Here is a 21,134-nt window from a genome sequence, read left to right as displayed (position 1 = left end):
CCACGTCACCCGATCAGTGGCCGATCTGAAGAAGCTCAGTGGCCATTCTGAACAAGCTCACTACACGGCGCTACCACCGATTACGGGACAGAGCCAGTGAGCGTACAGACCCCTGCAGGTGCCTCCCGCCGTCCGGGTCAGTCGGCGGGAGGATGTATCGAGCCTCGCTCGATGATCGGCATGGGGATCAGGTGCTGGTCGGGGCGCCGGTTGTGGTCGAGGAGGAGCTCGATGGAGGCGCGGCCCATGGCCTCGTGGGGGAGTGCGACGGTTGTCAGGCCGGGTCTGAGGTAGGAGGCGAGTTCGTCGTTGTCGAAGGACACGACCGACACGTCGTGGGGGACGGAGAGGCCGCGGTCGGCCAGTGCCTGGTACGCGCCGAAGGCGAGGCGGTCGTTCATGCAGAGCAGGGCGCGGATGTCGCGGCGCTCTTTCAGGAGGGAGAGGGTCACGTCGTAGCCGTGCTGGGGTTCCCAGTCCCAGCATGATTCCTCGGCGGCGAACCGCAGTCCGCGCTCGGCCATCTCGGTGCGGATCCCGGCGATGCGTTGCCCGACGGTTGCCGAGCGGAAGAGGTTCTTCTCAACCTCTTTGTTGTGACCGATGAGGGCGATGCCGTTGCGGTGGCCGGCATCAGCCAGGAGCCGGACCGCGGCCCTGCCGCCGCTGAGCTCGTCGGGAAGAACTGACACAGGGTGTTTCTTGTTGCTGGCATTGAGCATGACCACGTTGGTCGCCGGCGGGATGTCGGGGACGAAGAGCTCCCGGGCTCGCATCACACCGAAGATGATGCCGTCGACTTGGCGGTCGAGGACGGCTTCGATCGCTTCGGACTCGCGTGCCGGCTCGCCGCCGGTCTCCAGCACGAGCAGGACGTGCCCGGCCTTGCGGGCGGCGTCCAGTGCCCCTTGGATCAGGCCGCTGGCGAAGCGGGTGGTGGCCACCACGTCGGAAATGAATCCGATGGTGAGGGTCTTGCGGGTCCGCAGACCGCGGGCAGCCACGTTCGGCCGGTAGCCCAGTTCTGCGGCGGCGTCGTTGACCCGGGCATGCGCTTCTGCTGACAGACGAGTGTCGGTCCTGCCGTTCAGAATCATCGAAGCGGCCGCCGTGGACAGCCCTGCGCGCCGGGCGACATCGGCGAGTGTGACGCGCTTGTTCGGCATGGCCTCTCTCCTCCGGTGGCCGGCGCGGCCATGGTTCTCAAGCCAATCACGCCGCCCAACCCGTTGAGAACAATTCCTTGACAGCTCCCACCCTCAGGCTGACTATGGCCTTGCTAAAAGGGTTTAGCAAGCGGTTTGGCTCGTTTCGGGGAGGGACACCCCAGCGCGCCGGGTGACCGCCGAGGCGCGGAAGATGCCGGTCCGCGCCATGCCAGATCCCCCTGCCATGGACCCGCGCACGGACAACGGAGTCTTGTAAATGTCGAACAAGCAGGAGCGTTCCCGTCATGGACGCAGTACCCCGTCGCGCACGGCGTGGGCGGCCCTCATGGCCACCCTCACCTCCGTTGCGCTCGCCCTGGCCGGGTGTGCGCCGGGGTCACCCGCCGCGGCCCCGACCGGATCCGGCGACGTGAGCCTGAAGCTCACCTCTGACAAGATCACGATCAAGATCCAGGACGAGACGGGGTTTCCCGTCTCTGACGACCTGGCCAAGGAGTTCACCAAGCAGCACCCGAACGTCACCTTCAAGGTCGTTCGTGACAGCTTCGCGAACCTCACCGCGAACGCACCGCGTCTGATGGCCAGTTCCAACGCTCCGGACCTGATCCGTCTGCCCACGCTGGGGGACACGGTCAAGGACGGACTCCTGACGAACCTCGATCCGTACTACAAAGGTTTCGGGTGGGACAAATTCTCAGCCGGGCAGCTGGCCGCGTCCCGGATGAGCAGTAAGGGCGTGCGGGGCGAGGGATCCCTCTATCAGCTGGGTCTGGGCTACAGCGTCACCGGTATCTACGTGAACCAGAAGTACGCCAAGCGCCTGGGACTGTCCGGGGTGCCTGCCACGATCGCCGAGCTGGAACAGTGGCTGGCCAAGGCCAAGGCTGCGAAGATCCTTCCGGTGCAGATCGGCATGCAGGACGGTGTGGGCACGTTCGCGCTGCAGGCGCTGATCAACCAGTACGGGAACAAGAGTGACCTGGTCGACTGGATGTTCAACAAGTCGGGCGCCACGTTCGACACGGCTGCCAGCCTGAAGGGCGCCACGGTGTTCAAGAAGTGGGCGGATGCCGGATACTTCCCCGCCGACGTCAACGCGATCAATTACACGACGATGGTCTCCAACTTCCAGGCGGGCAAGGGCCTGCTGATGTTCGACGGGAACTGGGACGCCGCAGGAACCGACAAGGCCATGGGCCAGGGCGCGGCGACCTTCGTTCCGGTGCCGCCCGCCGCAGCCGGCGGCAAGTATGTCGCCATGGGCGCCGCGAATTCGTTCTCCATCCCGGCCAAGGCGAAGCACGCCGACGCGGCGGCCTTCTTCCTGAATTGGATCCACACCAACGCCAAGGCCCGGCAGATCGTCGTGGATGTGACCGGTGCGTCGCCCGGCGGCGACCCCGCCCAGCAACTGCCGACAGCCAAGGCGGGTTCGTTGATCGACCAGGCGCTCAAGGTCTCCGCCGAGGTGGGTGCCGACAACGGGTTCGTGGACTTCATGGCCAACACCACATCGGGCATCTACGCCGGCGCGTTCCAGCCCTACGAGCAGCGTCTGCTGACCCGCCGCATGGAGCCCAAGGCATTCACCGGCGCCATCCAGCAGTACTACGAGAAGGAACTGGCCGGCTCATGAGCAGCGATGTCCGCAGGCACGGTGCCTCGGAGCCGACCGCAGCCGCAGCGCAGCGCCCCCGCCAGGGCGCTCGTACCGCGGGCCTGCGTCACCGGCTTGGTCGGCCCACCCGCAAGGTGGCCCGGGGTACGGCACTGGGCTGGATCTTCGTGCTGCCGGCTCTGGCCTTCTTCTCCACGTTCGTCATCTATCCGCTGATCACCGCAGTTCAGTACTCGTTCTACAACTGGAACGGCATCGGCGCCTCCACCTGGGTCGGCTTCGCCAACTACACCCGGGTGTTCACCGACCGGGAGCTGCTGATCTCAATCATCAACGCGCTGATCCTCATCGTGTTCTTCACGGTCATCCCGGTCAGCAGCGGTCTGGTCCTGGCCACCTTGATCCGTTCGATGAGGCCTGGCGCGTTCGCCACCACCGCGCGGACGATCCTGTTCCTTCCGCAGATCATCCCGCTGGTGGCCGCCGGTATCGCCTGGTCATGGATGTACGCGCAGACCGGCACCATCAACACCATCCTGGACTCCGTGGGCCTGGGGTCCCTGTCGCGGTCATGGCTGGCAGGCTTCGGCACGGCTCTTCCTGCCGTCGGCCTGATCGGTTCGTGGGTGCTGACAGGTCTGTGCACGATCCTGCTGCTTACCGGCATCGGGAAGATCGACGCATCTCTGTACGAGGCGGTGCGGCTGGACGGCGCCGGCTGGATGCGGGAATTCGTGACCGTCACCCTTCCTGGACTGCGGCAGGAGATCGCCGTACTGGTCACCATCACGGTCATCGCGGCGCTGAGCAGCTTCGACATCATCTACACCACCACCAAGGGCGGCCCGGGGACGAGCACGCTGGTTCCCGGCATTTCGATCTTCCGGCTCGCCTTCACGCAGAGCGAGGTCGGTCTGGCATCCGCCTTCGGTATCGTCCTCCTCGCGCTCGTCCTCGCAGTGGTGTTGCCCATCCAGCTGCTGGCAAAGGAAAAGTCCTGATGATCGTCAACAAGGCCGAGGTGGTCATCGGGCGTGTCGTCCTGGTCGTCGTCCTCGTTCTCACCGTGCTGCCGCTGGTCGGCATGCTCTCCGGCGCGCTGCAGCCCGCGGACCGGATTCCCAACGGGATCTCCTGGCCGAGCGATCCGCAGTGGGGCAACTTCGCCGAAGCCTTCAGAACGGCACACGTCTGGCAGTTGCTCGGCTCCAGCACCCTCATCGTCCTGGGCGTCGTCCCGCTCAGTCTCCTGATGGCGACCCTGGCCGGCTACGCGCTGGGAAACCTGCGCATCCGCGGCGGCAGAGTCGTGTTCCTCGTGTTCGTACTCGGTCTGACCATCCCGTTCGAGGCGATCATCATCCCGATCTACTACCAGATCACCGACATGGGGCTGCTCAACACCCGCTGGGCGATCATCCTCCCGCTGATCGGCCTCTACATGCCGTTCAGCGTCGTGTGGATGCGCGCGCACTTCGTCGGAGTGCCCGGCGAACTGTCCGAGGCGGCACGCATCGACGGGGCGAGCATCTTCCAGGAGATCCGCCGTATCCAGCTGCCCCTGGCGGCCCCCGCACTGTCCTCCCTGGCGATCCTGCTCTTCCTGTGGACCTGGAACCAGTTCCTGCTCCCGCTGGTCCTGGTCGACGATCCGGACCAGCGCACCATGGCCGGGGCCCTCGGCGCCTTCCAGGGGCAATACCTCAACCAGCTCCCCCTGATGTTCGCCGGCGCGCTGATCATCATGCTGCCCACGATCATCATCTTCGTCATCTTCCAGCGTCAGTTCATCAAGGCGCTGCTCCAAGGTGCCGTCAAGGGCTGACATCCCGCACCCCCGCCACCCCCTCACCCGGCTGCCTCTGCCACAAGACGGCCGACGCACAAGGACGCCCTATGACATTTCACCTTGACCATGCCTGGGTGTGGGACTTCTGGTTCGCCGACGACGGCGACACCTTCCACATGTACTACCTCCACGCCCCCAAGAGCCTCGGCGACCCCGAGCTGCGGCACCGCAACGCCCGTATCGGCCACGCGACCTCGACGAATCTGACCGACTGGCAGGACCACGGACCGGTACTGGGCCCCGGCGCGGCGGGCGGCTTCGACGAGACCGCTGTCTGGACCGGCAGCGTGCTCCGCGGGCCCGACGGACTCTGGCGGATGTTCTACACCGGCGCCCGCTTCGCCGACCCCGGCCACAACACCCAGGCGATCGGAGTGGCCACCTCCACGGATCTGCACACCTGGACCAAACAGCTTGGGCCCATCACCGAGGCGGACGACCGCTGGTACGAGAAGCTGGGCACTTCCAGCTGGCCCGAAGAGGCCTGGCGCGACCCGTGGGTCTTTCCCGACCCGGACGGGCAGGGCTGGCACATGCTCGTCACGGCCCGGGCCAACCACGGCGCTGTCGACGACCGCGGCGTCATCGCCCACGCCACCTCACCGGATCTGCGTGCCTGGACGGTTCAGCCTCCGCTCAGCTCCGTGGGCGCGGGTTTCTCCCACCTCGAAGTCCCCCAGCTGGCCACCATCCAGGGAGAGGGGACACTGCTCATCTCCTGTGACACGCAACGGCTGTCCGCAGCCAGACGCCAGGCGGGACAGAGCGGCGGGATCTGGAGCATTCCGGCACCCTTCGCGCTGGGCCCCTACCCAACGGAAGACGCCCGTCTCGTCGTCGCCGAATCCCTCTACAGCGGACGCGTCATCCAGGACCGGACCGGCCGAACGGTGATGCTCGCCTTCGACAACACGGACGTCGCCGGCGCGTTCCTGGGCGCTGTCTGTGACCCCTTCCCGGTGGGCCGCTCTCCTGCACACCCCGGCATCGTCCCTCTCAGCCCGAGCGAAGGAACGCCCCGTTGACTTCTTCCCCACCCGCCTGGAGGCGGGAGGATTCCAGCGATCGCCCGCTGGGTTTCCTGCTGTTGCGTGGCGCGTTGGCGTCGCGGTCATGGACGACACCGCAGTTGTCGCACATCCACTCACGGACCGTGCCGCTGTTCCCGCGCAGCTTGCCGCTGGGGAAGAAGCGGTCGATCAGGACGAGTTCGCGCCCGTACCTGGCGCACTTGTACTCCAGCATCATCGAGGCTCTCCTTTGTGGATACCCCCGGCTTCAGCCGGGGGAGGAAACGAAGCTCCTGCGAAGCAGGGCAGGGAAAGCCGGTTCGCCGCCCGGGCGGACCGGCGTGCGTCGTCCACCGGCCGAAACCTGTCGATCACACGGGAGCTGATAGAACGTGAGGTATGGCGCGGCAGGTCAAGCGGGCGTTCAAGTACCGCTTTTACCCCACAGGCGAGCAGGCGGCGGAGCTGTCGCGCACGTTCGGCTGCGTGCGCCTGGTCTACAACAAGGCGCTGGAAGAACGCACACGGGCCTGGTACACAGAGCAGCGCCGTCTGTCCTACGTGCAGTCCTCCGCCGCACTCACGCAGTGGAAGAAGACCGGGGAGCTCGCCTTCCTGACGGAGGTGTCCTCGGTCCCGCTGCAGCAGGCGCTGCGCCATCTGCAGACGGCGTTCGGGAACTTCTTCGCCCAGCGGGCGAAGTATCCGCGTTTCAAGTCCCGCAAGAAATCCCGTGCGTCGGCCGAGTACACCCGCTCGGCCTTTACGTGGCGTGAGGGACGGCTGACGCTGGCCAGGATGGCCGGTGCGCTGGACATCCGCTGGTCGCGTCCACTGCCCCAGGGCCAGGAGCCGACCACGGCGACCGTCTCCCGCGACGCGGCGGGACGTTGGTTTGTGTCCCTGCTGTGCCAGGACACCATCGCCCCGGCCGCCGTCACCACGGCGGCCGTCGGCCTGGACGCCGGGATCACCTCCCTGGTGACGCTGTCCACCGGTGAGAAGGTCGCCAACCCCCGGCACGAGCGGCGTGACCGCGCCAGGCTGGCCGGGGCGCAGCGTGAACTGTCGCGGAAGGCGAAGGGCTCGGCGAACCGGGAGAAGGCCCGCGAGCGGGTTGCCCGCGTGCATGCGCGGATCGCCGACCGGCGCCGCGACCACCTGCACAAACTGTCGACTCGGCTCGTCCGTGAGAACCAAACGGTCGTGATCGAGGACCTCACCGTCCGCAACCTGCTGAAGAATCACACGTTGGCGCGGGCGATCTCGGACGCGTCCTGGACGCAACTGCGGTCGATGCTGGAGTACAAGTGCGCCTGGTATGGGCGTGAACTCGTCGTGATCGACCGCTTCTTCCCCAGCAGCAAGCTGTGCGGGAACTGCGGCACTATCGCGGCGAAGCTGGCGCTGAATGTCCGCGCGTGGACGTGCGACACCTGCGGCGCCGTACACGACCGCGACATCAACGCGGCCCGCACCATCAAGGCGGCCGGGCTGGCCGTCTCGGCCTGTGGAGCCGGTGTAAGACCTCAAGGGAGCACTCCTGGCGGGCAGCCGGCGTTGAAGCAGGAACCCCTACAGCGCGAGCCGTAGGAACCCCCCTCCTCCAGGAGGGGGAGGAAGTCAAGTGCAGTTCCGAACAGGACGCGCGCGTCGGAGATGGTCTTGCCCACCCTCCCTAGGTGGGTCCGCCGGGTACGGGTCAGGTGACCAGGCCGTGGCGGTAGGCGTAGACGACCGCCTGGACACGGTCGCGGAGGCCGAGTTTGGCGAGGATGCGCGACACGAATGTCTTGACGGTCTCCTGGCTTATCACGAGGGCCCCGGCGATCTCGCTGTTGGACAGGCCGTCCGCGATGAGGCGGAGGACTTCCAGTTCGCGGGGGGTCAGTGGGATGTCGTGCGGGGTGCCTTCGACGGGGCGGATCCGGGCGGCGTACCTGCCGACGAGTTGGCGCGTCACCTCGGGGGCCAGAAGCGCCGCGCCCGTGGCCACGGTTCGGATGCCGTGCAGGAGTTGGGCCGGTGGAGCGTCCTTGAGGAGGAAGCCGCTGGCCCCCGCGCGCAGCGCCTCGTAGACGTACTCGTCCAGGTTGAAGGTCGTGACCACGAGTACCTTGACGGGCTGTGCGACCCCGGCGCCGGCCAGGAGCCGGGTCGCCTCGATGCCGTCGAGCACTGGCATGCGTATGTCCATCACCACGACGTCAGGGTGCAGTCGGCCTGCGAGGTCGACCGCGGTCTGTCCGTCACCGCACTCGGCTGCCACCTCGAGGTCGGGTTGGGCGTCGATGATGGTCACCAGTCCGGTGCGGACCAGTATCTGGTCGTCGCAGACCAGGACCCGGATCGGCGGTGTCCGCACGGTTCGGATGGAGTTCGCCTCGGATGTCACGACGGGCTGCCCGAGGGGATGCGCGCCTGGACGACGAAGCCTCCGTCCGGCTGTGCCTGTGCGCTGAAGTCGCCGCCGAGGACGTCGACCCGTTCGCGCAGGCTGACCAGGCCCCGCCCGCTGCCCCCGGGGAACACCGTCCGTGGGCCGGAACCCGCTGTGCTGACCGCCACGGTGATCTCCATCGTCCCGTGCTGCACCTGGACCGAAGTTCGGCTTCCGCGGGCGTACTTGAGAGCGTTGGTCAAAGCCTCCTGAACGACCCGGTAGGCGACGAGGTCGGCGCTGCCGGTCGACTCGGACGGCGTGCCCTGCTCGGTGAACTCCACCGGTTGCCCAGCCCGGCGGGTCTGCTCGACGAGCGTGAGCAGTCTGCCGACGGGTGGTGTCCTGGCGTCGTGGCCGGCCTCCGTTTTGTGGTCCGGGTTGAGCAGGTCGAGCAGGTGCCGCAGGTCCGTGATGGCCCGTCGGCCGGTGTCGCTGACGGCCGTCAGGGACTGGTCGAGGCGGTCGGGCGAGGAGGTCAGGTAGCGGGCCGCCTCGGCCTGCACGACCATCGCCGTCACATGGTGGGTCACCACGTCGTGCAACTCGCGGGCGATACGGGTCCGTTCGGCGGCGCGGGTGACCTCGGGGAGACGCTGGCCGCTCTCCGCCTCCGCGATGCGGGCGGAGCGCAGCCACGCCCCGGCGCCCCAGGCGAGGGTCAGTACCAGGTAGAACGTCACGAACTCGCTCGGCGGCTCGCCCGAGCCGAGGCGGGAGAGTGCGACCGCCAGCAAAACGTAGGCCGCCGTGAACAGCAGTGCGGTTGCGCGCCGCCTGCGCCGCAGATGCAGTCCCGTGCTCACCAGTGCGACCAGCAACGCGGTACCGGCGACCAGGTGGTAGCCGCGCAGTTGGTCGGTGGCGAAGCCGAGTGACACCAGGGCGAGACAGCAGGCCGGCCACCGTCGGCGCATGGCGAGCGGGAGGCATTCCAGGACCAGGACCGCTACGCCCCACGCGTCGAAGGCGCGCTCGGGCACGCCCCCGAGCCGCGTGCCGTGCCGTTGCCACACCGGCAGAAGTGCTACGGCGAGGAGAAGCAGAGCGAGCGGGAGGTCCCGGGCCGTGACGTCGAACCGTCGCCAGCCGTCCTGGAGTCGCCGAAGAGCGATCACCGGGAAACTGTAGCGGTCGCGTCCGCCCGGGCGCGCTGCCCGCGGCGGGGTAGCAGATGGCCGCGGCGACGCGCCAGCCACATGAACGCGATCATCGCCAGGAGCCCGAACAGCACCGCGTACACGCTTCCTTCCGGGCCGAAGTCGCCACCCGTGATCAGCTTCGGGCCGGACAATGTGGCGTCCAGCAGTCCCTGCTTGGTGTCGTTGCCCGAGACCCCGGTGCTGAAGATGCCGGACTCGGCGAAGTTCCAGCCGAAGTGCAGGCCGATCGGCACCCACAGGTTGCGGGTGGCCGCGTACGCGGCGGCGAGCATGCCGCCCGCCTCGATCGCGATGGCGAGGGCGCCCCAGAGGCTGGCGTGCGGGTTGGTCAGGTGCGACAGGCCGAACAGCGCACCGGTGAGGGTCAGTGCGAGCCACGTGCCGAGACGCTCTTCGACGATCCGGAACAGGACACCGCGGAACAGCAGTTCCTCTGTCACGGCGGCAGCGGCCATGAAACCGATCAGCCCCACTGCGCTCGACACCGAGCCCAGACCGTCGACCTTGTAGTCCCCGAGCAAGGCGAGGTTCACCACGACGGCACCGAACAACGCCACCCCGATCAGGACGCCTCGTCCTGTCGCGTTCGCGGCCTCTTCCCGGGCCACCTCCGTGGCTTCGCGGCGTTCGGTCCGCCGCACCACCCACCGGTAGACGAGCACCGCGAGCACGGCTGTCACCGCTCCGAGCAGCAGCGTGAGCACCGCGTTCCCCTCCACCGCGGCAACCGTCAGACTGCCGATGAAAGCGACCGCCGCGACCGCCGCCAGCTGCCAAACCAATCTCATGGACATCCCCTTCGCCAGATCCGCGGCAAGAGCGCCGCGACTGCTCCGAACGCTAGGGATTCGGTGACCCGAGATCGTCACCGCACAGTGGACACCTGCGCGTAGCTCGCTCGGGGGACAGGCCCGCGAGTATCGGCGAGGTGAGGTGAGGTGAGCGGAGAATCCCGTCCACCGGGTGGTCCGCCCGCACCGGGCACAGCGGGCCAAGGTGTCGCCGGGGGAGACGGTCGCGCACGAGAAGGGCGGCGCCCGCCTTCCTCGGCGGTGCGTCGGCGCAGGCGGACCACCGGGGCAGGTCGCCGTGCAACGATCAGCGACGCGGGAGTGCGTGTGCGGGATCAAGGCCGGCTGGGACGAGCTCGATCGGATCAGCGCCGAATTCGCTGCTGGGGGCGGAGAGTTGGCGCGGCCGCACATCGCGATGCCTGGGTGGGCCTACGGTCGCTCCGCCGTCATGTCGACGATCTGTTCGAAGAAGAACTCGTGCTTGAGGAAGGAGACGTCGTACTCGTGGCCCGGATACGGCGGGATCAGCTGGGCTGCCTGTATCAGCCGCCAGCCGTCCCGCAGCGCCGCCACTCCCGACTCGTAGGGCGGTTCGTCGCTGTCGCCCGTGGTGGGTGAGGTGCGGCCGGTGCCGTCGTACAGCGACCAGCCGACGACGTGGGAGTCCAGCGCGGAGTTGGCCAGGTACAGCACCAGCACCTGCTGCCGCGCCACTGGCGTGAATTCCGCCGGTGAGGACTCGGCGGGGGACATGGGTTCGCTCGTCATACCGCGGCCTCCTGCGGGCGGTTGGAGACCCTGGTCACCCAGTAGTCGATGTCGAAGGAGTCGTCGCCGGTCAGTGCCCGCCACAGCAGCACGCGGTTGTACCGTTCCAGGCGTCCGGTGGCCGGTTCGTACCAGGGGAACATCACGTCCAGTTCGCGGGTCACCTGCGGGTCGTTCAGGTCGGAGGTGTCCCACAAGCGCTGCTGGCGGACCGTCGGGTTGAAGCGGATCTTGAACATGTAGCGAACCGTGTCGCTGTCGTTGCGTCGGCCCGCGTGCCAGAGACCGTGGTGCAGAAACACCACCGTGCCGGCCGGGCAGACCAGTCGGCTCTGGCCGCGCAGGTTCTGGTAGCGGCCGGTGTCGGACTCGTTGATGCGGCGCAGATGGCTTCCCGGCACGCTGAGGGTGCCGCCCATCTCCAGCGTCACCGCCTGGGGGTAGTACATCAACTGCACGTCGAACGCGTCCGGCCGGACGTCGATCACGGCGTCCCCGTGCAGCGGCTGCGCGTCCCCGCCGTGGGGATCACGGACGTGGACGAAGTGGTGGTCCACCGTCGGCTGTTGACCCACCAGGCTGCGCAGTGCCCCCGCCACCCGCGGAAGTTCCAGCAGTCTGCGGACGAACGAGTCCGCCGCGTACGCCTCGGACACCGGCGTCCCGTACGGCACCGGCGATACCCCGTCCGCCAGCACCGCCAGGCCCTCGGCGTTCATCTCTGCCGGGACCACCGCGTCCAGGCGCAGCGACCCGTGCGCCACGAAGCGCGCCATCTGGACCGAGCTGAGCAATTCGTGCCTCTTCTCCATGACCGCAACGCTAGGCACCGTCCGCCGCTCGCCGCGTTGGTCATGTTCACCCTCTACTGGTCGATTTTCACCACCTGAACCAGCAAGTGGCGGGAGACGCCGAACCCGGTGCGCACCTACAGGTGTCGTGATAGAACACGTGCTCATGCACACGGTCCTCGTCCATCTCGACGAGCCTCCCGCTCTGGCCGCCGTCGGTATCGGCGTGCACGGCCCCGCCGGTCAGGTGGACGAGTTCCTGCTGCCGGACCTGTGGCAGCTCCATCTGTACGGCTATGAGGCCGACCTGACGGTGAACGGCACCCCGCACCAGATCCGCCCCAGCAGGGTCAGCCTCGTTCCGCCCGGTACGGAGGTCCGCTATCGCTACCGGGGCCGCTCCGAGCACCTCTATGTCCACCTGCGCCTGAGCTCGGCCGGTACGCCCAGACGCGTCCCGGTGATCCAGGACGCGGGGCCGGAACTGGCGCTGCTCACAACTCAGTTGCGGCAGGCCCTTGCCGTCTGGCCGAACATGGCGGCGCGGGCGGCGGCCGAGGTGTGGGCTGCGCTGTGGCGGGTCGCCCAGCTCGCCCCGCCGACCACGCGGGACACGCAGGGCGCCCATCCCGCCGTCGCGGCGGCGATGGCACTGATCGAGACCCGGTTGGCCGAGCCGCTGACCGTGCCCGAGATCGCGAAGGCGGCGGGCATCTCGCACAACCACCTGACCAGGCTGTTCCGCGCCGCCACCGGGGAGACGGTCGTCGGCTACATCCGGGCCCGGCGGATGGAGCGGGCGCGCCACTTCCTGCGAGCCACCACGCTGACCATCCCCGCCGTCGCCGCCTCCGTCGGAATTCCCGACCTGCAGGCGTTCAACAAGGCCTGCCGCCGCGAACTCGGAGCCGCACCTCGCACTATCCGAGCCGCCCAGATCACCACGGACGACGCCCGGCCGGCGGCATCGCAGGGGTTGCGTCAGGAAAGCATCAATGGGCTGGTCAAAGGCCATACTTGAGGAGTGGGGACCAGGCCTGGTCCCGAGAGGTTCCGGGTGGGGGAGGCGGCATCAGGTGAGCAGTGTCGGCGAGGGGCTGGGGAAGGTCGAGGTACGCCTCAAATGGGACCCGAGTCCGTTTGGAGAACCACCCCGGCACCTTGACATCGTCGCCGCGACCTACGCCGCGGACGATCTCCACGGGCGGCCGGCGTACGTCGTCCACTACGACAGCCGCTCTCCCGACGGCACGATCAACATGACCCGGCACAGTCAGACCGGCCTGGGCTTCGGGTACGTCGAGGTGATGGTGCTGGAGTTCGACCGGCTGTCGCCCGCCTACGGCCGGGTTGTGGTGGGTGTCGTCATTCACCAGGAAGGCGGACACCGGACCTTCGGCGAGATCTCCAACGCCGGAGTGCTGGTCGTCCGGCACTACACGGAGCTGCTGGCGGACGACTTCGCCGGGGTCGGCGATTCCACCGCGACCACCGTGGCCGAGTTCGTCAGGGACGGCTCGGGCCAGTGGGAGATGCACGAGATGGTCCAGGGATCCGACAGCGACCCGGCGCCCTTCATGCTGGAGATGGGCAGCGTGCCCTGGCCCCGCACGCACCACGCTTCCGAGGAGCGCCCGGCAGAGACTGCGTGAGCGCCGCCCCGCTGGGAGACCGCGCCTTCGCCCCGCTACTTGCGCGGCAGGCTCGCCGCGAATGCGTACCCTTCGTCGATCCACTCACCGAGCGCCTCGTCCTCCGCGACGGCGGAGCCCGCGACCACCACCCAGCCGCGCATCGGGCGGCCCGTCATGTCGAAGATCCGCGCGCCTGGGCGGGCCAGTGCCGCGTCCGCGGCCTGTAGTCCCACCCGGACCATGAGGTCGTCACCGGTCACTCCGACGGCCATGTTGCCGCCGTGCAGAAAGGCGATGCCGCCGAACATGAGTTTCTCCGTGAGGTCCGGGTCGGAGCCCAGATGCTGCCGGATCCGCTCGGCCAGTCCTTCGTCGTACGCCATCATCGAGGCTCTCCTTTGTGGATACCCCCGGCTTCAGCCGGGGGAGGAAACGAAGCTCCTGCGAAGCAGGGCAGGGAAAGCCGGTTCGCCGTCAGGGCGCACCGGCGTGCGTCGTCCACCGGCCGACACTCGCCACTCACACGGGAACTGATAGAACGTGAGGTATGGCGCGGCAGGTCAAGGGGGCGTTCAAGTACCGCTTTTACCCCACAGGCGAGCAGGCGGCAGAGCGGCTGCGTCCGCCTGGTCTACAACAAGGCGCTGGAAGAGCGCACACGGGCCTGGTACACAGAGCAGCGCCGCATCTCCTACGTGCAGTCCTCCACCGCACTCACGCAGTGGAAGAAGACCGAGGAGCTCGCCTTCCTTACCGAGGTGTCCTCGGTCCCGCTCCAGCAGGCGCTGCGCCATCTGCAGACGGCGTTCGGGAACTTCTTCGCCCAGCGCGCGAAGTACCCGCGCTTCAAGTCCCGCAAGAAATCCCGTGCGTCGGCCGAGTACACGCGCAGTGCCTTTACGTGGCGTGAGGGACGGCTGACGTTGGCGAAGATGGCCGGCCCCCTGGACATCCGCTGGTCGCGTCCGCTGCCCGAGGGCAGCGAGCCGACCACGGTGACGGTGTCCCGTGACAGTGCGGGACGCTGGTTCGTGTCGCTGCTGTGCGACGACGGCATTACCCCGGCTCCGGCCACGAAGAACGCGGTCGGCATCGACGCCGGGATCACCTCCCTGGTGACGTTGTCCACCGGGGAAAGGTCACCAACCCCCGGCACGAGCGGCGCGACCGCGGGGCGCTACCTCGCCGAGGCCGGGTTGCCGGAGGTCGCGGCGGTGGACGTCGGTGGGAGGCAACAGCACGTCTTGGGCCGGGACTGGCGATGGCAGACAGTGGAACAGTGGGTGCAACACCGGGCTCGCGCAGCGGTCGCGCCCTTGGCGACATGGCCCGCAACCGCCTCCGAGAGTGGCCCGGGCGACCAGTTGCCGCGCGCCGCGTTCGAGGAAGGCATGGTCGAGGCGCTGCGTACCTGGCACACCTCCCGGGAATTCGCGGCCAGCGCCCTGCTGCACTCCCATCTCGTGCCGCCGGGCTCACCCGACCCGGTCGCGGACCTGCGCGGCGCCATCATCACCGCCCTCGACGCGCTGCAGATCAACTCCGCGGGTGTCAAGGCGCACGAGGCTCTCACCGCCACCTACCGGCGTCACCTCGCCCTGGCCAAGGAACGCCTCATCGACCACCTGCTGCGACAACCAGCCACGACATCCACACCGACCCCACCACACTTGTTGTCGGAGGAGCGAGATCTGCGGTTCCGACGTCCAGGCTGAGGAAGACGCCTGCGCCGGTAGTGCCGCGTTGTAGCGGTCCTCCCGATCGGTTTCGTGGGGTGCCGGCCAAGGCGCGGGCCCTGGTAGCCCGTGACAAGTGTGCGGCTGACTCCGCGGCCTTTGCCTGGAAGGCGGGACTTCGCTGGTTCGGCGACGAGTCGGCGGTACCGGCGGCGTACGTCGCGGGTGGTACGGAGTACCGGAGGGAGCGGTCGAATCGGTTCGACGCAAGCGCTTCGACGGAGGCTGGAATCGGCTGTGTGCGGGTCAATGACGTGCCGTGAGGTGAATACGTCGCCGGCGCGCGGGTCGAGGCCCGGCAGCTTCGGCCTATGCCCCCTGAACGGGCTGTCCCGTGGCGCGTGCTGTCGGCTGTGTACCTGCTCAACGGCGTGATCGTGGGCCATACGGATGTCTGACCCCGGCCGCCTGGCGCACGTGCCTCCCTCGGCGCCCGTGATACAGACGGTCGCGCCGCGGATGGGCCTGCCGCTCCACCGCAATCTTTCGAGCACGCAGAGAGCTTGCGAATCACAGGAATCAGCAGTCGAATCGATTCCGCAACAACGTTCGCAGCAGGAGGCTCCGTGCCCTTGGCGGTTCCGAGGAACCGGGAGCACCGTCTCCCTCCGCGACGTCTCTGCAATCCCACTGCACCACGGCACGTTTGGTCGCTTTCGCATCCGTCAGCGCCATCGACACAGCCCGACCGGGCTGCGCCGGCACGGTAGGGAGATCAGATGGGAATCACACGTACAGGACACCGACCGCTGTTCGGACGCGGTGGCGTCCAGCGGTTGTTCGCAGCGGTACGGCACCATGGCAGGCCGGACGACCTGCCGCTTCCGGCAGACGTGCTTTCGGCGACCCGCTCGGCCCGCTCTCGTTGGAAGACGGCCGCTCGGGCAGGGGCCGCGGTCGCGCTCGTCGCCGGAACTCTGGCCGGCGCCACGGCCACGGCCGGTCCGGCCCGGGCCGCCACGTCCGGGCCGTGCGACATCTACGCGGCGGGCGGTACGGCCTGTGTGGCGGCGCACAGCACGACGCGGGCGCTGTACGCCTCGTACAACGGGCCGCTCTATCAGGTCCGGCGCGCCTCGGACAACACCACCCGGGACGTCGGCGTCCTGAGCGCGGGCGGATATGCCGACGCGGCCGCCCAGGACTCGTTCTGCTCGGGGACGACCTGCCTGATCACGATCATCTACGACCAGTCGGGCCGCGCCAACAACCTCACCCAGGCGCCCGGCGGTGGTGCCGCGGGCGGCCCCGACAACCTCGCGAACGCGACCGCCGCGCCGACCACAGTGGGCGGTCACAGGGCTTACGGCGTCTTCGTGGCGCCCGGCACGGGCTACCGCAACAACCACACCAACGGCATCGCCACCGGGGACAACCCCGAGGGCATGTACGCGATCTTCGACGGCACGCACTACAACGGCGGCTGCTGCTTCGACTACGGCAACGCCGAGACGGACAGCAACGACGACGGCAACGGCACCATGGAGGCCATCTACTTCGGCAACATCAAGGTCTGGGGCTACGGTTCGGGAAACGGTCCGTGGATCATGGCAGACCTGGAGAACGGCCTGTTCTCGGGGGTCAACCAGCACTACAACGCGGGCGATCCCACCATCAACCACCGGTACACGACCGCCATCATCAAGGGCGGCCCGAACCACTGGGCGATCCGCGGCGGCAACGCCCAGTCCGGTGCCTTGTCCACTTTCTACGACGGGCCGCGTCCCAACGTCGCGGGCTACAACCCGATGCGCAAGCAGGGCGCCATCATCCTGGGCATCGGCGGCGACAACAGCAAGGGAGCACAGGGCACCTTCTACGAAGGCGTGATGACTTCCGGCTACCCCTCGGACGCCACCGAGAACGCGGTCCAGGCCAACATCACCGCGGCCGGCTACGGCAATTCCTCCGGGGGATCAGGCACGGGTGCGCTGCATGCGGTGGGCGCGGGCAAGTGTCTGGACGTGCCCAACTCGTCCACCACATCGGGCACACAGCTGCAGATCTGGGACTGCAGCGGCGGCGCCAACCAGACCTGGACCCGCACGTCCTCGGGCACCCTGACCGTCTACAGCGGCAGCAGCCAGATGTGCCTGGACGCGTACAACAACCAGACGTCCGCGGGCACCAAGGTGGTGACGTGGCCGTGCAACGGCGGTGCCAACCAGCAGTGGCAGGTGAACTCCGACGGCACCGTCACGGGCGTCCAGTCCGGGCTCTGCCTCGACGTCACCGGCGCTTCCACGGCCAACGGCGCCCTGGCGGAACTCTGGCAGTGCAACGGCGGATCCAACCAGCAATGGAGCCTCAGTTGACCTGAACGGTTCCCGTCCGCGGCCGGCGCACCGCCGGCCGCTCACCGCTCGCCTCCCAACGCGGACGTCGGCTTCCCCCGACGGGCGCGTCCTGCGGGCGACTCGGACGGCGAGGAAACGCCGTAAGCCCCGGTTCCACAGGACTCAAGCGCTACCGGAGGATGACCATGTCCAGAGCCAGAGCCATGTGCGGAGCCAGAGCGTTGCGCGGCCTGTGGACCGCCCCGGTTGCTCTGCTCGCTCTGCTGGTCGGCAGTCCGGCCACCGCCGGGGTCGCGTACGCGGGAATGGCGGAACGCCAAGCGGCGGTCGCCGACCTGTATGTGGCGCCGAGTGCGGCTCCCGGCGGTGACGGCACCGCCGGGCGGCCGTTCGCCGCCATCGACCAGGCGCAGCAGCCCGCGCGCCGGCTCTCGGCCGACTCGGACGTCGTCGTCCACCTGGCCGGTGGCACCTACCGGGTGTCCAGGCCTTTGGCCTTCGGCTCCGGCGACGGTGGCCAGAACGGGCACACCATCACCTACCAGGCCGTGTCCGGGCAGCAGCCGGTGGTGTCCGGCGCCCAGCAGGTTACGGGTTGGCAGGTGCATGATCAGGCGAAGAGTATCTGGTCGGTCCATGTCGGCACCGGCGTGAACACACGCCAGTTGTACGTGAACGGCGAGCAGGCGCCGAGGGCGGCGATCCAAGTCCCCCGCTCCGGCTTCGCCTTCACCCAGAACGGCCTGACCGCCACGGACTCCTCCCTCGACTACCTGGCCGGCCTCTCGGACCAGAACCACATGGAAGTCGAGAGCATCAACTCCTTCACCGACCGCTATGCACCGGTCCAGTCGATCAGCGGCAGGACGATCACCATGCGCCAGCCCGCGTGGAACAACAACTCCTGGGGCTACGACACCATCAACGCACCGTTCGCCGGCGGAACGATGTACCTGGAGAACAACTACGCGTTCCTGCAGCAGGCCGGACAGTGGTATCTCGACTCCTCCACCGGCGACCTGTACTACAGGGCCCAGCCGGGGCAGAACCCGAACAGCCTCGATGTCGAACTGCCCCGGTTGCAGAGCCTGCTGGGAATCAGCGGCAGCTACGACACACCCGTGACCGGTCTGAGCTTCACCGGCATCCGGTTCACGGGAACCTCCTGGCTCGGCCCGAGCGGACCCGACGGCTACGCGGACCAGCAGAGCGGGGCGCACATCACCGGTGCCTACACGATGCCCGCCAACTGGCTGAGCACCTGCAAGTCGGGGTGCACGCAGTTCGAGGCCACCCGTAACCACTGGGCGCAGATGCCTGCGGCCGTCCAGGTCTCCGCCGCCACCGGCATCACCTTCTCCGGCGACACGTTCTCCGAACTCGGACAGGCCGCAATGGGCGTGGGCAACGACGGTGTCGCCACGGCCTCCGGCACCGGACTCGGCGCGAGCGGCGTCACCATCACCGGCAACACCTTCACCGACATCGCCGGCAGCGGCATCCAGGTCGGCGGGATCCAGCCGGACGCCCACCACCCGAGCAACGCGCGGATGACCAACCAGAACATCACGATCAGCAACAACAGGGTCAGCGGAGTGGGAACCGACTACAAGGAGACCGCCGCCATCCTGTCCACCTACGTCACCAACGCGACGATCACCCACAACCAATGCGATCACCTGCCCTACGACGGGATCGACATCGGCTGGGGCTGGGGCGTCAACGACCCGGGCGGCAGCCAGGACTATGTCAACCGGGGCACGTACACCTATCAGCCCGTCTACAGCACTCCGACGACGCTGAAGAACAACACCGTCTCGCACAACCTGATCTACGACACCAAGAACGCGATGTTCGACGGCGGCAGCATCTACAACCTGTCCGCGAGCCCCGGCACGGTGATCTCCGACAACTACATGTACGACAACAACCGCACCACCGCGCTGTACCTCGACGAGGGCTCCCGTTATCTGACGCTGTCGCACAACGTGGTGCAGGACGCCGGCAACTGGGCGCTCACCAATGCCAACGGGAACAACCACACCGACGACAGCACGTTCTCCAGCAACTGGTACAACGGCGGCAACACATACGTGGCCACCGGTCCTCCGCACAACAACGTCCTGACGAACAACGTCCAGGCCAGTGGCACCGACTGGCCGCAGGGCGCCCGCCAGGTCATCCAGCAGGCAGGAGTCCAGCCCTCGGGCAACGGCGGCTTCCCCAGCGGTTACCACCAGTTGGTGATCGGCAGCGACAGCCTGTGCCTGGACGTGTACGGCAACTCCGGCAGCGCGGGCGCCGCGATCGACCAGTGGACCTGCAGCGGTCAGAGCAACCAGCAGTTCCAGTTCGTGCCGGCCTCGGGCGGCTACGGCCAGTTGCAGGCGCAGAACTCCGGGCTGGTCGTGGCGGTGTCCGGCGGTTCCACGAGCGCCGGTACGCCCGACATCGTGCAGCAGGCCCCGAGCACGGCGCTCGGCAGTCTGTGGCTGCCGGTACAGCAGTCCGACGGCTCGTACTCCTTCCAGAACCAGAACAGTGGCCTGTGCCTGGACGTCTACGGCGGCGGCAGCAACCCCGGCCAGCAGCTCGACCAATGGCCCTGCAAGAACACCGTCGGAAGCAACCAGGACTTCACCCCCCGCTGACCGGCTCGCGTGCTCGTTCACCCCCACCCACTGTCCCGCACCAGTGAGGAACGCCAATGCAGAAGTACTCGGCACTCCTGGCCGCCGCGCTGACGGCCGCTCTCGCCGCATCACCCGCATTACCCGCCGCGGCCACCACCGGCACCGCGCCGCCGCCCTCCGCCGGACGGGCCGCCGCCGCGCCCGCCGCTCTCCGGCTGATGCCGTTGGGCGACTCGATCACCTGGGGCGTCGGCAGCCCGTCCGGGAACAGCTATCGGGGATTTCTGGGGAACCAGTTGTCGGCCGAGGGACACGCCCTGGACTTCGTCGGCTCCGGCCGCAACGGCACCATGTCCGACCCGGACAACGAAGGCCACTCCGGCTGGCGGATCGACCAGATAGCCGGCATCGCCGACGCCGTACTGGCCCGTTACCGCCCGAACGTGATCACCCTGGAGATCGGCACCAACGACCTCAACGGCAACTACCAGATCCCCACCGCCCCCGACCGGCTGCGTGCGCTCATCGACCAGATCACCCGCGACGTACCCGATGCGACCGTCCTCGTCGGCACCGTGATCGTCTCCACCAGCGGCACCGAGGAGGCCAACCGGCCCGCGTTCAACGCCCAGCTACCCGGAATCGTCCAGGCCGAGCAGGCCGCGGGCAAGCATGTGCGCCTGGTGGACATGAGCGCGCTGACCAGCGCGGACCTGTCCGACTCCCTGCACCCCAACGACAACGGCTTCCGCAAGATGGCGGACGCCTTCAACGCGGGCGTGCAGGCCGCCGACGCGGCAGGCTGGATCAAGCCGCCGGCTTCGGCGGGCGGTGAGGTGCGCTCCGGAATCGCGGGGAAGTGCCTGGACGTGAGCGGCGGCAACAGCTCCAACGGGACCGCCGCGGACATCGCGGCCTGCAACGGTTCCGCCGCGCAGCAGTGGTCCGCACGCTCCGACGGCACCCTGCGCGCGCTCGGCAAGTGCCTCGACGCGACCGGCCGCGGTACCGCCAACGGCACCAGGATCGAGGTCTGGGACTGCAACGGCGGAACCAACCAGCAATGGCAGGCGTACAACGGCGGATACCGCAACCCGGTCTCCGGACGCTGCCTCGACGACCCCGGCGCGTCCACCACCGACGGTACGCAACTAGTCCTGTGGGACTGCAACGGCGGCGCCAACCAGCAGTGGACCGCTCTGCCGGTCTCCTGAACCCCGTGACCCCACTCC

17 protein-coding genes and 2 pseudogenes are annotated in these 21,134 nt (G+C 68.1%); 11 read left to right on the top strand and 8 right to left on the bottom strand.

Translation table 11 applies throughout. The features are described from left to right. Window positions 1-137: 137 nt before the first annotated feature. Window positions 138-1,166 carry a LacI family DNA-binding transcriptional regulator gene (locus M2283_RS49310; protein WP_280883177.1) on the bottom strand — a complete coding sequence of 343 codons (1,029 nt, stop codon included), beginning with the start codon at window positions 1,164-1,166 and terminating at the stop codon, window positions 138-140. A gap of 259 nt (window positions 1,167-1,425) precedes the next feature. On the opposite strand from M2283_RS49310, the gene M2283_RS49305 reads away from it, so the two are divergent. The 4 genes from M2283_RS49305 (at window position 1,426) to M2283_RS49290 (ending at window position 5,661) form a co-directional block, all read left to right on the top strand. Beyond that, the gene (locus M2283_RS49305; RefSeq protein ID WP_280883176.1) at window positions 1,426-2,805 is read left to right on the top strand and encodes an ABC transporter substrate-binding protein; all 1,380 of its coding nucleotides are present in this window, start codon (window positions 1,426-1,428) and stop codon (window positions 2,803-2,805) included. Further along, window positions 2,802-3,788 (top strand): carbohydrate ABC transporter permease, encoded by a 987-nt coding sequence (locus M2283_RS49300; RefSeq protein WP_280883175.1) that lies wholly within the window; start codon window positions 2,802-2,804, stop codon window positions 3,786-3,788. Before M2283_RS49305 ends, M2283_RS49300 begins: the two co-directional genes overlap by 4 nt. Next, window positions 3,788-4,612, top strand: coding sequence for a carbohydrate ABC transporter permease (locus M2283_RS49295; RefSeq protein WP_280883174.1), 825 nt, complete (start codon window positions 3,788-3,790; stop codon window positions 4,610-4,612). Before M2283_RS49300 ends, M2283_RS49295 begins: the two co-directional genes overlap by 1 nt. Window positions 4,613-4,683: 71 nt before the next feature. After that, on the top strand, window positions 4,684-5,661 hold the full coding sequence (locus M2283_RS49290) for a glycosyl hydrolase family 32 (RefSeq protein WP_280883173.1): 978 nt from the start codon (window positions 4,684-4,686) through the stop codon (window positions 5,659-5,661). A 61-nt stretch (window positions 5,662-5,722) separates the two neighbouring features. On the opposite strand, the pseudogene M2283_RS49285 reads toward M2283_RS49290, so the two are convergent. Next, window positions 5,723-5,881 (bottom strand): annotated as a pseudogene (locus M2283_RS49285) (zinc ribbon domain-containing protein); the annotation flags it as partial. Window positions 5,882-6,045: 164 nt separating this feature from the next. Here M2283_RS49285 and M2283_RS49280 point away from each other — a divergent pair. Next, on the top strand, window positions 6,046-7,239 hold the full coding sequence (locus M2283_RS49280) for an RNA-guided endonuclease InsQ/TnpB family protein (RefSeq protein WP_280883172.1): 1,194 nt from the start codon (window positions 6,046-6,048) through the stop codon (window positions 7,237-7,239). Between the two features lie 109 nt (window positions 7,240-7,348). Here M2283_RS49280 and M2283_RS49275 read toward each other — a convergent pair whose 3' ends face one another. The 5 genes from M2283_RS49275 to M2283_RS49255 all read right to left on the bottom strand — a co-directional run bounded on the left by M2283_RS49275 (window position 7,349) and on the right by M2283_RS49255 (window position 11,623). Continuing rightward, window positions 7,349-8,011, bottom strand: a complete 663-nt coding sequence (locus M2283_RS49275) for a response regulator transcription factor (RefSeq protein WP_280883171.1) — start codon at window positions 8,009-8,011, stop codon at window positions 7,349-7,351. Window positions 8,012-8,037: 26 nt separating this feature from the next. Beyond that, window positions 8,038-9,204, bottom strand: a complete 1,167-nt coding sequence (locus M2283_RS49270) for a sensor histidine kinase (protein WP_280883170.1) — start codon at window positions 9,202-9,204, stop codon at window positions 8,038-8,040. Next, the gene (locus M2283_RS49265) at window positions 9,201-10,037 is read right to left on the bottom strand and encodes a CPBP family intramembrane glutamic endopeptidase (protein ID WP_280883169.1); all 837 of its coding nucleotides are present in this window, start codon (window positions 10,035-10,037) and stop codon (window positions 9,201-9,203) included. Before M2283_RS49265 ends, M2283_RS49270 begins: the two co-directional genes overlap by 4 nt. Before the next feature lie 435 nt (window positions 10,038-10,472). Beyond that, a complete protein-coding gene (locus M2283_RS49260; RefSeq protein ID WP_280883168.1) occupies window positions 10,473-10,811 on the bottom strand; it encodes a hypothetical protein in 339 nt (112 codons plus the stop codon). Then, window positions 10,808-11,623 carry a phytanoyl-CoA dioxygenase family protein gene (locus M2283_RS49255; protein ID WP_280883167.1) on the bottom strand — a complete coding sequence of 272 codons (816 nt, stop codon included), beginning with the start codon at window positions 11,621-11,623 and terminating at the stop codon, window positions 10,808-10,810. The genes M2283_RS49260 and M2283_RS49255 overlap by 4 nt, the downstream gene beginning before the upstream one ends. A gap of 145 nt (window positions 11,624-11,768) precedes the next feature. Between M2283_RS49255 and M2283_RS49250 the strand changes: the two genes are divergently transcribed. After that, window positions 11,769-12,623 carry a helix-turn-helix transcriptional regulator gene (locus M2283_RS49250; RefSeq protein ID WP_280883179.1) on the top strand — a complete coding sequence of 285 codons (855 nt, stop codon included), beginning with the start codon at window positions 11,769-11,771 and terminating at the stop codon, window positions 12,621-12,623. Beyond that, window positions 12,598-13,254 carry a TerD family protein gene (locus M2283_RS49245; protein WP_280883166.1) on the top strand — a complete coding sequence of 219 codons (657 nt, stop codon included), beginning with the start codon at window positions 12,598-12,600 and terminating at the stop codon, window positions 13,252-13,254. Before M2283_RS49250 ends, M2283_RS49245 begins: the two co-directional genes overlap by 26 nt. Window positions 13,255-13,289: 35 nt before the next feature. Here M2283_RS49245 and M2283_RS49240 read toward each other — a convergent pair whose 3' ends face one another. Beyond that, on the bottom strand, window positions 13,290-13,622 hold the full coding sequence (locus M2283_RS49240) for a TfoX/Sxy family protein (protein WP_280883165.1): 333 nt from the start codon (window positions 13,620-13,622) through the stop codon (window positions 13,290-13,292). Window positions 13,623-13,783: 161 nt separating this feature from the next. Here M2283_RS49240 and M2283_RS49235 point away from each other — a divergent pair. The 4 genes and pseudogenes from M2283_RS49235 to M2283_RS49220 form a co-directional block, all read left to right on the top strand. Next, window positions 13,784-14,417: pseudogene (locus tag M2283_RS49235) on the top strand (RNA-guided endonuclease InsQ/TnpB family protein); the annotation flags it as partial. A gap of 1,274 nt (window positions 14,418-15,691) precedes the next feature. Further along, entirely contained in the window at window positions 15,692-17,287 is a 1,596-nt protein-coding gene (locus tag M2283_RS49230; RefSeq protein ID WP_280883164.1) for an arabinofuranosidase catalytic domain-containing protein, read from the top strand. 167 nt (window positions 17,288-17,454) lie between these two features. Then, on the top strand, window positions 17,455-19,920 hold the full coding sequence (locus M2283_RS49225) for an RICIN domain-containing protein (protein WP_280883162.1): 2,466 nt from the start codon (window positions 17,455-17,457) through the stop codon (window positions 19,918-19,920). Between the two features lie 56 nt (window positions 19,921-19,976). Continuing rightward, window positions 19,977-21,116: an SGNH/GDSL hydrolase family protein gene (locus M2283_RS49220; protein WP_280883161.1), complete on the top strand. Its 1,140-nt coding sequence runs from the start codon at window positions 19,977-19,979 to the stop codon at window positions 21,114-21,116. Window positions 21,117-21,134: the final 18 nt, after the last annotated feature.

It is taken from the genome of Streptomyces pseudovenezuelae (assembly GCF_029892565.1).
Lineage (GTDB): Bacteria > Actinomycetota > Actinomycetes > Streptomycetales > Streptomycetaceae > Streptomyces > Streptomyces pseudovenezuelae_A.
This window is presented reverse-complemented; position numbering and strand designations above follow the sequence as displayed.

What these genes read in the sequence shown, in the direction of transcription:
- M2283_RS49280 (WP_280883172.1), top strand. Translation starts at nt 6,046, where the DNA reads ATGGCGCGGCAGGTCAAGCGGGCGTTCAAGTACCGCTTTTACCCCACA.
- M2283_RS49220 (WP_280883161.1), top strand. Translation starts at nt 19,977, where the DNA reads ATGCAGAAGTACTCGGCACTCCTGGCCGCCGCGCTGACGGCCGCTCTC.
- M2283_RS49250 (WP_280883179.1), top strand. Translation starts at nt 11,769, where the DNA reads ATGCACACGGTCCTCGTCCATCTCGACGAGCCTCCCGCTCTGGCCGCC.
- M2283_RS49230 (WP_280883164.1), top strand. Translation starts at nt 15,692, where the DNA reads ATGGGAATCACACGTACAGGACACCGACCGCTGTTCGGACGCGGTGGC.
- M2283_RS49245 (WP_280883166.1), top strand. Translation starts at nt 12,598, where the DNA reads ATGGGCTGGTCAAAGGCCATACTTGAGGAGTGGGGACCAGGCCTGGTC.
- M2283_RS49310 (WP_280883177.1), bottom strand. Translation starts at nt 1,166, where the DNA reads ATGCCGAACAAGCGCGTCACACTCGCCGATGTCGCCCGGCGCGCAGGG.
- M2283_RS49290 (WP_280883173.1), top strand. Translation starts at nt 4,684, where the DNA reads ATGACATTTCACCTTGACCATGCCTGGGTGTGGGACTTCTGGTTCGCC.
- M2283_RS49305 (WP_280883176.1), top strand. Translation starts at nt 1,426, where the DNA reads ATGTCGAACAAGCAGGAGCGTTCCCGTCATGGACGCAGTACCCCGTCG.
- M2283_RS49225 (WP_280883162.1), top strand. Translation starts at nt 17,455, where the DNA reads ATGTCCAGAGCCAGAGCCATGTGCGGAGCCAGAGCGTTGCGCGGCCTG.
- M2283_RS49260 (WP_280883168.1), bottom strand. Translation starts at nt 10,811, where the DNA reads ATGACGAGCGAACCCATGTCCCCCGCCGAGTCCTCACCGGCGGAATTC.
- M2283_RS49295 (WP_280883174.1), top strand. Translation starts at nt 3,788, where the DNA reads ATGATCGTCAACAAGGCCGAGGTGGTCATCGGGCGTGTCGTCCTGGTC.
- M2283_RS49255 (WP_280883167.1), bottom strand. Translation starts at nt 11,623, where the DNA reads ATGGAGAAGAGGCACGAATTGCTCAGCTCGGTCCAGATGGCGCGCTTC.
- M2283_RS49240 (WP_280883165.1), bottom strand. Translation starts at nt 13,622, where the DNA reads ATGATGGCGTACGACGAAGGACTGGCCGAGCGGATCCGGCAGCATCTG.
- M2283_RS49300 (WP_280883175.1), top strand. Translation starts at nt 2,802, where the DNA reads ATGAGCAGCGATGTCCGCAGGCACGGTGCCTCGGAGCCGACCGCAGCC.
- M2283_RS49265 (WP_280883169.1), bottom strand. Translation starts at nt 10,037, where the DNA reads ATGAGATTGGTTTGGCAGCTGGCGGCGGTCGCGGCGGTCGCTTTCATC.